Source organism: Streptomyces sp. NPDC056948 (genome assembly GCF_042674225.1).
GTDB lineage: Bacteria > Actinomycetota > Actinomycetes > Streptomycetales > Streptomycetaceae > Streptomyces > Streptomyces purpurascens.
The window spans coordinates 1-8,509 of record NZ_JBHUQX010000408.1 but is presented as its reverse complement, the minus strand read 5'-3'; the positions used below and the strand labels follow the sequence as shown (position 1 = coordinate 8,509).

Genomic DNA, 8,509 nt, shown 5'->3' with positions numbered 1-8,509 from the left:
GGCAAGGTGTGGACCCAGTGGTGGGACCAGGCCCCCGGGCAAAACTGGAACAACCATGCCCCGTTCCCCATCGCCAGCAACTTCCCCGTACCGCCTGAGGCGGGCTTGGCAGCGGTCGCCAGGACGTCGGATCACCTGGATGTCTTCTGGACCGGCGCTGACGAGAAGGTGTGGACTCAGTGGTGGGACCAGGCCCCGGGGCAAAACTGGAACAACCATGCCCCGTTCCCCATCGCCAGCAACTTCCCCGTGGCACCTGCGCCTTATACGCGCATCGCAGCGGTCGCCAGGACATCGGGTCACCTGGATGTCTTCTGGCCCGGTGCGGACAGCAAGATGTGGACCCAGTGGTGGGACCAGGCCCCCGGACAAAACTGGAACAACCATGCCCCGTTCCCCATCCACTGAGGAGTGGGAAGCGACGTCTTAGGCGATAGGCAGCTGGCCGAGCGGCCGGCCCCGGTCGGCCAGCGCCTCGAGAAAGGAGGCCACTTCCGAGTCCCTCGTGAAGGTGGGGCCGTTCCAGTACACCGGAACGGCCACGGGCGCGAGGCGCACCTCGGTGCCGTGGATGCGCGCGGCGTCGAAGAGGGTCTGCAGTACCTGCACGCCCGCCAGGTCCAGCGCGCCGAGGCGCGCGTGCCAGGTCTGGGTTTCGCGGTCGTACGTTGCGAGCGGGCGGAGCTTGGCCAGTTGTTCCTGCCAGTGAGGATCGGCGGCCGGCGCGGTCCGGATGGTGGCCTCCAAAACCCATGCACTGTCACGGGAGTTCGGCGAAGGGGTCATTCCCCTGACGGTAGATGCCCGCACTGACATTTCCTTCGGTCGGGTGAATTCCGAGCCAGCAGAGATACCCCGGCATGCACGAACGCGTCCCTACAGGCGTGGAGCCGATTCAAGAAGCACATGTGGCTGAGCCGGGCCAGGTCGTCATCGAGGTGGCGGGCCTGGACGACGACACCGTGTTCGCCTTCCAGAGGGCGATCGCCCGGACGTGGGCGACCGCGATCTCCGAGAGCACCTTCCGGGATCCCGGCCAGCCTGGCGTACGGCTGCGCCTGTACGCCGATCTGCGGCAAGTCGTCGCCCAGACGTCCTCACCGCACGAGGCACTGGTCCCCCGATACGCGATGAGGCCTGGTCCGCCACCACGGGGGGAGTGACGGACCAGGCCTGCATCCACGGTGCCACACTCCCCCGCGGCGCGCGCGATCTCCGAGTGAAGTGTCTGGAACCGCGGGAGCCGTGCCTCCTGTGCGGCCCGTGTCGAGACGGTTGTCCAGGCGCCAGCGGCCGGTCAGTTTCGGGCGAGGTCGAGCAGCATGGCGTGGAAGAGCGGCGCGTCGGGGATGCGCGGGCGTAGGTCCCCCAGGGTCCGCCAGCCCCACGACTCGTACAGGGAATGGACCTTGGGGTGCTCTTGATCGACCAGGAGCGTGGCGCGCTCCTCGGGTCGGTCCTCGAGTAGTGCGTCGTGCAGTCTGCGTGCGACCCCGGTCTTGCGCCACGGAACGCGGACCATCAGCTCGCTGAGCGCGTACGTCCGGCGCCCGTTCTCCTTGACGACGTCGGCCGGCACTTTGGTGAGCAGTCCTCCCCACCACGGCGCGCGCTTGGGGAGCGGGGCGCCGTACGCGTACCCGACTGCCTGGTCTGCGTCGTAGCCGACCACGCAGGTCCAGCCGGGGCGGCTGCTCCAGCCGTCGAGGCCCTGGGCGAACCGCTCGACCGTGGCGAACGGGTCGGTCTTCGCCGCGTCCGCGTACACCTCGCTGTAGACCTCCAGGAGCAGCGGGCGGAGCTCGGCGGCCTGGCGGTGGTCGTAGTGCCGTACGTCGATCCCAGCGGTGGTCACGGGTCGGGGCTCCTATGCGGTGAGGGTGCGCCGGACGGCGGCGAGCCGGTCGGCGATGCGCCGACTGTCGAGGGAGGAGGCGTCGAGGGTGGTCACGGTGGCTACGGCTTGGTCGCGGTTGCCCTGGGCGAGCTGCAGCTCGGCGAGCTGCACGGAGTAGTAGGCGTGGGAGCGGCGCATCGAGGGCGGGAGGAGTTCCAGGGCCTGGGCGGTGGAGGCCTCCGCGCGGTCGTACTGGCCCAGTGCCTGATGGGTGATGGCGGCCAGACCGGACAGTTCGGCCGGAGAGAGGAATGCGAGCCAACTCGGTTCTGACGCTGCGGGGTTGACCCGGTCGTAGGCCTGCTCGGCGGCGAGCAGGGAACGGGCGGCCCCGGTGCGGTCGGTGGTGCGTGCCTGGCCGATGGCGAGACGGGCGTGCAGCAGCGCGGAAATGTGCGGGTCCTGGCGGGCACGGCGGTTGTCGAGCGCGGCCCGGGTGATCTGGACGGCCTCTCGGTGGCGCCCCTCCATGCGGGCCTGCAGCGCGAGGTTCGACCAGGCGCGGGCGCTGGCCGAGGCGTCACCAGCGAGCAGGGCGCTTTGCAGGGAAGCGGTGTGCAGCAGCGCGGCCTGGGTGGGGTCGCCTCCGTCGTGGGCGGCCCAGCCGGCGGACGCGTACAGGCTGCTGATCGAGTGGTGTATCGCCTTCTCGACGCGGGTGCCGTAGACGCAGCCGCCGAGGGCGTCACGGAGCCGGTCGATGTAGGCGGTGCACACGGTGAGGAGTGGGCCCCCGCCGATAGAGAAGAAGTGGGAGTCCAGGCGGCCGATGTTCGCGGTCACGCGGTCGATGTCGCTCATCGACAGGCGGCCTCGGACGGGGGTCTCGTCGATGCCCAGGGCAAGCGCCACTGTGGCGGCGGCGGACAGGGCGAAGAACCTGCGGCGTTGCACGGGATTCTCCACCTCCTTCGGTGCCGGTAACGGCCTCGGCGGAGGGGTGGGCAGGTTGGCGCTGTTCTTCCCGCGCGGTACGAACCCCAGCCCCTGGGCCGGACGGTCGAAGATGCGTTCCAACGGCAGAAGGTACTTCGTCCAGGGCCAGCGCACTTCGCCGGAGATCCAGCGCCTGACGTGCCGGTCTGTGCAGTCGCCTTATTTGCCGAAGATGTCGGCGGAGACCCGGTTGACCTCTTCGGCGAGGGTCTCATGGGTGAAGTCGAACTCGGCGAGCAGCGCCTCGAGTCGAGTGTTGCGCTGTCTGTCCATCGGTCCCCCGGAGTACTGAGCGTGGGCGTGACGGTAGTCCCACTGAGCGTCACTCGTAGGCAAAACTGTCCGGTCGCTGTACGGGACTTGCCCGGAATCCGGCCTAAGCGCACCCGAACGGGTGGCGGTTGGCTGGACAGAGACAGCAAGGACGATCCGGGAGAGTGCCCGTGCCGAAGAAGCCCCGCGGCTGCAGTCGCGTCACATGGGCCGCAGAGGAGGTTGTCCAGTGACCGCCCGCCGGCCCCCGAAGAAGAGGGCTGAGAAGACCCCTCCCCCTGCCACGTGGATGTCGCAGTACGGCGAGCCGCAGGGCAACCGCCGTGACGAGCTGCTCGCCGCGAGCACCTGGTCCACGCGCCTTGTCCAGCACGACGGCGGGCAGGACGTCATCGTGCTGCCGCTCGCGCCCGCACTGGCGGCGCTCGACGCGGTGCAGGTACCGATCGCGGATGGCCACTCGCTCATCGCCGACTACCTGCACGGGAAGCTGCTGGTGGTCGTGGCCAGCGGCTGGGCGCAGCTGTGGGAGTTCGTACCGGACGTCCGGCTCGTGCCATACGGGGGGTGGGTCGTCGTGCCCGCACCCGGCGGCGTGGGGTCCTACGCTGCGTCGTGGGTGAGCCTTCCTCCCCCGAGGCTCACACCCTCTCAGGAGCAGGCCGACGAAGGGGAAGAGTGGGGCGAAGACGGTGAGGACGAGGCGCTCGTCGGTCTCCAGCCGGATTCCCTCCGCGCGTTGGTGTCCGCCGGCGCCCTCGACCCCCGGCGCCTGTTCGAGGGTTTAGCCGGCCGACCCGCGACGTCCCAGACGGTGGCTTCATGAGCGGGCACACCGTGCTCTACGACCCTGAAGGCCTCATCGAGGCGGAACTCCCCCTCGACCGTGAGCCATACATGTGCCTGGTCAAGGCGGTACTGGCCTGGACCGACGACATGGTCCTGCCCCCGAGCGACTGTGAACAGATCGCCCTGCAGCTCACCGGACACGGACGTGCCGTCACCTCGGACGTCCGGCGCCACTGCAACGAACTGCCCATTCTCAACGCGACCCGCATCCTGACCGAGGTCGTTCTCGCGGAAGCCGATCTCCGCCTGACCGCGCCGTACGAGGGCACAGCTCGTTGCGTGCGGCAACGGGCCCACATGGTCAAGGCACTGTACGAACGCCTCGACCGGCTCGCCCCGCCCGAAGAGGCGTCCACCGCCTGACCTTCCGTATCCCGGAGTGACACCGTGGGGTGCAGCCGCCGGCCAGCTCGCAGCGGACCAGGCACGGCGACTGCCCGCGGACTAAGCGGTTCTCATACCGGCGGGGGGTCACAAAGCAGGACGCATTCGCCGTGCCAATATCCGCAGCAATCGCGGTCGCGTGTGGGGTCTCGGTCGACGAATTCCGTGATGATGCGGCCGTCTTCGACGCGGGACACGCCTACTTGCGTCCTGAAGTCGATCTTCAGGATGTCGAGTTCCATGGTCATGGATTTGACCGCGTACCTGTCGGCTGCTTCGGGGTACTGGTCGAACAGCTTGTTCAGTGCGTCGAAGAACTCGGGATCGCTTTGCGGCCCGCAAGTGCTCTTGGTGGTCATGGCAACGCTCCAAAGCTTGAGTGCTCTGGTTCCCTCAGGCGAGTGCTTTCCCACCCCTCAGATGTCATCGTCTCGCGGGCTTCAAGCTGGTGCCACTCGGGAAGCCGCTGGCAGGCTGCGGCGGCTATGGCGATGCGGCTGACCGCGGACTAGGCAGGCCCAGTTCTCCGGTTGTGTTCCACGAGCGCCCGGAGCTGGATCTCGATCTTTTTTTGTTGGTCTGCCGTGAGTCTCGCGGAACGCTTCGATGATGCGCGTCTCGTGGTCTGGCGCCGCGGGTCCTGTTGTCTTGCGGTCAGCAGCGACGATTTCAAGTCCAGGACGCCGAGGACACCAGCGAGCCGGGGTGGGCAATGACGAGGCCCTCGGCCGCTGATCCTGCACCGAGCGCGGCCGAGGGCTACGCCCGTCGTGCTGATGACGAGGCAGCGTTCTTGTCCTGCACTATTCCTGTGACCGCTTGCCGGTCGAGGGCAAGTTCTAGCCGTGCAACCAGCTGCCGTACGGTGCAGCGGCCACAAGGTGGCCCAGCCCGAGAGCGGCAGCTGCGAGGACAAGGAGAAACAGCCCGGAGCGCAGGAACAGCGGACCCACGACGGTCACCGAGGCGGCCTGTGTCGTGAGGGTGCGCCAGTCCCGCACCCGGCGGACGTCCCCCGCGCTGGCCCACCAAAAGCCAGCACCGACCACAAGCAGGATCGCGCCGAAGAGGCCGACAAGACCACTGACGACGGCCAGGAACTCTCGTCGGTTGCTGTGGCCAGTGATGCTCAAAGCCGCCACCACGAGCGGCACCACGCCCAGCAGGCCGAAGGTCACGGCCTGCCGCGCAACGTCCGCCGGCCGCAGCCGCGGCAGCATCACGCCGTCCTGATCCAAAGCCATGGCCAGCACCCTAGCCCGCTCGGCCCGAGCAGCCGCGATGTTCCGAGCGTGAGAATCGTGCGGCTCGGAAAGACCGATCTCGATCAGTCACACCCGGGCGCCCCGATCGAAGCGCCCGCCGATCCGCCTCGGGGAGAGCAAACCTTCCGAGTTTGCCGGTGTTGGGTTCCCGCATACGCCCAATCACGGGTTCTCACAGATCAAGGGCGAAGCTGACAACTTTCACAGCCTGGGGGCTCGTATTTGAGGTAGGCGCTGCCGTTGTATCGGAGGGAAGCCAAGGGCTAGCGCGGCGACGATCTTTCACACCGTTCACGGAGTCCGTTGCCCAAGGCGGTGTTGGCACACGGCAGGTCCGGGCTTCGATCGGCGCTGCGCCGACGCGCACCCGTACGGAACTGCACCAAATGATCTCCCGAGGGGAAGCCGGGTTGGACAGCCCGTCATACCGGTCCGGCCGACTTCTCCCTGGGTCACAGAAACCCCCTGGAAGTGGAGGAGTTCATCCCCGTGACTGAGACCGACCGTAGTACCTCGGTGCCTTCATCGGCCATGGCGAAGGCACTCACCTGGGTCAGCGCTTTATCCGTGCTGGGCTCGATCGTTGCCGTCATCGTGCTCACCGTGAGCGGGAACAGCGACTACGTAGCCCCTGTGATCGGACTCGGAGCTGCGGCGGCGGCCACGGGCGGAACGGTCCAAGTCTGCATCCATGTCCGCCGCTGAACCCTGCTGCGGGTAGAGACGGGCGCGCCGGGTCCGCCCTGGGGGACGGGACGCCGCCCGGCCCCGCTGGCGACGTCCTAAAGCCGCAATATCTGACTAAAGAGGTGAGTTTATAGCGCCTCATGCGTCACCTGTAGCGTTACGGGGCCAGGGCATCACCCGCTCCGCTGGCTCGGACGTCATGTCCGGGCGGGAGGAGCCTGTGAGGATGCCCGTGTCCGTGCAGAGCGAGGGATTGGTGCCACTGTGGGTGCTTCGACGGCGACCGCCGAGACGAAGGTTTCCGACTTCTACTGTGCCGAGGCGCTAAGCGGTCGGACGCCGGTGAAGGTGGTGGAGGAGACGGACACGGTCTTGGCCTTTGAACACACCAAACCCAGCTACCCGGTCCACATCGTCGTTGTCCCCAAGAAGCACACGCCCTCCCTGGTCGATCTGGGGGATGGCGGGGAGGAACTGCTGACCGACGTCGTGCGCGTGGTCCGTACGGTCGCCGCGCGCGTGCGCAAGGAGCACGGGGCTGCGTGCGTGGTGACCAACGAGGGCGCCTACCAGGAGTCCAAGCACATGCACTGGCACGTGCTGTTCCGGGGCGAACTGCCCGAAGGACTGGCCTGAACCGGCACAGCCCGCCCCGGCCGGTCAGCTTCTGCGGCGCCGACGGGGGCCCGCCAGGCTGATCGTTCGCACCGCGATGTCGCGGGCGACCCGGTGGATGGTGTCAGGGTCCGGGGGCGTGGGGGACTGCTGGAGCTCAGGCAACAGCTTCTCGCACGCGTCCAGGATCGGACGTCCGTCGGCCAGCCGGTCATCGTCCGGCACAACGACGCAGGCCGCGCGGCTCGCGTACGCGCGGGCGTTGTCGAGTTGGTCGCCGCGGCTGACGGAGGCCGGCAGGGGGATCAGCACCGCGGGCTTGTCCAGGGCTTCCAGCTCGGCCAGGGTGGTGGCCCCCGCCCTGCCGATCACCAGGTCGGCCAGCCACAGAGCGTCCACCATCTCCTCGTGCAGGTACTCCAGCTGCCAGTATCGCGGTGCGGGGGCCAGGTCCGGGTCGAGGTTTCCGGGTCCGCAGATGTGGAGGACGGCGAACTTGTTGGTGAGTGCGGGCAGTTGACGGCGGACGGCGTCGTTGATGCGCTGCGATCCGCTGCTGCCGCAGAAGATGAGCAGGACCGGTTTGCCGTGCGGGATGCCCAGGTGTGCCCGTAGCTGCTCCGGCTGGCCGTCGGCGAGGTCGTCGCGCATGGGCAGGCCCGTGACCACCGCTTTGCGCCGCAGGCGCCGGGGCAGTACCTGTCCGGGTTCGGCCAGGAAGAGCGCGGTGGCGAACCGGGCCAAGATTCGGTTGGCCAGCCCGAGGCTGTGATCGGACTCGTGGATGGCGAGCGGGACGCGGTTCATCCAGGCAGCGATCCCCACGGGCACCGAGACGTAGGAGCCTTTGGAGAAGACCACGTCGGGCTTCTCGCGGCGCATCGCGCGCCAGGCGGCGTAGACCCCGCGCGTCACGGTGAGGGGCATGACGAGGTTTTGCCACGACCGAAAGCGTTGCAGTCCCGCCGAGGGAACCGGCGCGAGGCGGATGCCGGCCTTGTCCGCCAGCTTGTGCTCGATACTGTCCGCCCGGCCGAAGAACACCAGTTCTTCCACTCCGGCCCGGCGTAGTTCGGCGGCGACTGCCACGGCGGGAACGACATGACCGGCGCTTGCACCGCCGGTAATTCCGACTTTTAAGTTCACCGGATCACCCTAGCAGAATCTCGCAGTGCAATTACCTCAGAATTCCCTATTGCCGTCGCATGCTTTTCCGAATCGTTTCCGCTTTCCGCTGCTCGGCGTGGGCGAGCTTCGAGGAAGCACGGCTTGTCATGGCCGAGCGCGGCCCCCTGGTCGAGGGGCGGGACAGGAACCTAATCAAGAACCCCCGCTGCTCAGATCATGCGCGACAGCGCGGACATGATGATCAAGTTCGGCTCACGCTTCGGCTTCCGAACGACCGCACACGGCTGTCTGCGGCTCCGAAGGAACAGGGCGGCCCCGATGCTCAGGTTCTCTCGCTGCTGAGCTGAGTCATTGGGACGTGTCCTCGCCCTGGGGCGGCTCCCCAGCGTCATCCGCTTCGGGTGACGCTGCTTCTTCGCGGAACGGTCGATTCGCTTCCGGCCCGTTCGCGTTATCGGACCGTTCCGACCAAAGC

The 8,509-nt window shown here is 67.8% G+C and carries 11 protein-coding genes and 1 pseudogene; 6 read left to right on the top strand and 6 right to left on the bottom strand.

All coding sequences use genetic code 11. The features are described 5' to 3' along the window. A pseudogene (locus ACFTZL_RS36270) lies at positions 1-408 on the top strand (hypothetical protein); the annotation flags it as partial. Between the two features lie 18 nt (positions 409-426). Here the strand turns inward: ACFTZL_RS36270 and ACFTZL_RS36265 are convergent. Beyond that, positions 427-786 carry a hypothetical protein gene (locus tag ACFTZL_RS36265; RefSeq protein WP_382592059.1) on the bottom strand — a complete coding sequence of 120 codons (360 nt, stop codon included), beginning with the start codon at positions 784-786 and terminating at the stop codon, positions 427-429. Positions 787-860: 74 nt separating this feature from the next. Between ACFTZL_RS36265 and ACFTZL_RS36260 the strand changes: the two genes are divergently transcribed. Then, positions 861-1,163 (top strand): DUF6207 family protein, encoded by a 303-nt coding sequence (locus ACFTZL_RS36260; RefSeq protein WP_382592056.1) that lies wholly within the window; start codon positions 861-863, stop codon positions 1,161-1,163. Between the two features lie 134 nt (positions 1,164-1,297). On the opposite strand, the gene ACFTZL_RS36255 is transcribed toward ACFTZL_RS36260, so the two are convergent. Together ACFTZL_RS36255 and ACFTZL_RS36250 are read right to left on the bottom strand one after the other, a co-directional pair. Then, positions 1,298-1,855, bottom strand: coding sequence for a GNAT family N-acetyltransferase (locus ACFTZL_RS36255; protein WP_382592053.1), 558 nt, complete (start codon positions 1,853-1,855; stop codon positions 1,298-1,300). A 12-nt stretch (positions 1,856-1,867) separates the two neighbouring features. Next, positions 1,868-2,791, bottom strand: coding sequence for a hypothetical protein (locus ACFTZL_RS36250; protein WP_382592050.1), 924 nt, complete (start codon positions 2,789-2,791; stop codon positions 1,868-1,870). 604 nt (positions 2,792-3,395) lie between these two features. Between ACFTZL_RS36250 and ACFTZL_RS36245 the strand changes: the two genes are divergently transcribed. Continuing rightward, positions 3,396-3,932, top strand: a complete 537-nt coding sequence (locus tag ACFTZL_RS36245; RefSeq protein WP_382592047.1) for a hypothetical protein — start codon at positions 3,396-3,398, stop codon at positions 3,930-3,932. Beyond that, positions 3,929-4,318, top strand: a complete 390-nt coding sequence (locus tag ACFTZL_RS36240; RefSeq protein ID WP_382592044.1) for a restriction endonuclease — start codon at positions 3,929-3,931, stop codon at positions 4,316-4,318. The genes ACFTZL_RS36245 and ACFTZL_RS36240 overlap by 4 nt, the downstream gene beginning before the upstream one ends. A gap of 92 nt (positions 4,319-4,410) precedes the next feature. On the opposite strand, the gene ACFTZL_RS36235 is transcribed toward ACFTZL_RS36240, so the two are convergent. Then, on the bottom strand, positions 4,411-4,698 hold the full coding sequence (locus tag ACFTZL_RS36235) for a hypothetical protein (protein ID WP_382592041.1): 288 nt from the start codon (positions 4,696-4,698) through the stop codon (positions 4,411-4,413). Between the two features lie 480 nt (positions 4,699-5,178). Next, positions 5,179-5,583, bottom strand: coding sequence for a DUF6336 family protein (locus ACFTZL_RS36230; protein ID WP_382592038.1), 405 nt, complete (start codon positions 5,581-5,583; stop codon positions 5,179-5,181). A gap of 510 nt (positions 5,584-6,093) precedes the next feature. Here ACFTZL_RS36230 and ACFTZL_RS36225 point away from each other — a divergent pair. Together ACFTZL_RS36225 and ACFTZL_RS36220 are read left to right on the top strand one after the other, a co-directional pair. After that, positions 6,094-6,309: a hypothetical protein gene (locus ACFTZL_RS36225; RefSeq protein WP_382592035.1), complete on the top strand. Its 216-nt coding sequence runs from the start codon at positions 6,094-6,096 to the stop codon at positions 6,307-6,309. A gap of 246 nt (positions 6,310-6,555) precedes the next feature. After that, complete coding sequence (locus ACFTZL_RS36220; protein WP_382592033.1) at positions 6,556-6,927, top strand: HIT domain-containing protein; 372 nt, start codon at positions 6,556-6,558, stop codon at positions 6,925-6,927. A 24-nt stretch (positions 6,928-6,951) separates the two neighbouring features. Here the strand turns inward: ACFTZL_RS36220 and ACFTZL_RS36215 are convergent, their stop codons facing one another. Further along, positions 6,952-8,052, bottom strand: coding sequence for a glycosyltransferase (locus tag ACFTZL_RS36215; protein WP_382592030.1), 1,101 nt, complete (start codon positions 8,050-8,052; stop codon positions 6,952-6,954). Positions 8,053-8,509: the final 457 nt, after the last annotated feature.

Bases quoted from the DNA above. Each gene is read 5' to 3' on its own strand.
- ACFTZL_RS36245 (WP_382592047.1), top strand. From the start codon at position 3,396: ATGTCGCAGTACGGCGAGCCGCAGGGCAACCGCCGTGACGAGCTGCTC.
- ACFTZL_RS36265 (WP_382592059.1), bottom strand. From the start codon at position 786: ATGACCCCTTCGCCGAACTCCCGTGACAGTGCATGGGTTTTGGAGGCC.
- ACFTZL_RS36230 (WP_382592038.1), bottom strand. From the start codon at position 5,583: ATGGCTTTGGATCAGGACGGCGTGATGCTGCCGCGGCTGCGGCCGGCG.
- ACFTZL_RS36260 (WP_382592056.1), top strand. From the start codon at position 861: ATGCACGAACGCGTCCCTACAGGCGTGGAGCCGATTCAAGAAGCACAT.
- ACFTZL_RS36240 (WP_382592044.1), top strand. From the start codon at position 3,929: ATGAGCGGGCACACCGTGCTCTACGACCCTGAAGGCCTCATCGAGGCG.
- ACFTZL_RS36235 (WP_382592041.1), bottom strand. From the start codon at position 4,698: ATGACCACCAAGAGCACTTGCGGGCCGCAAAGCGATCCCGAGTTCTTC.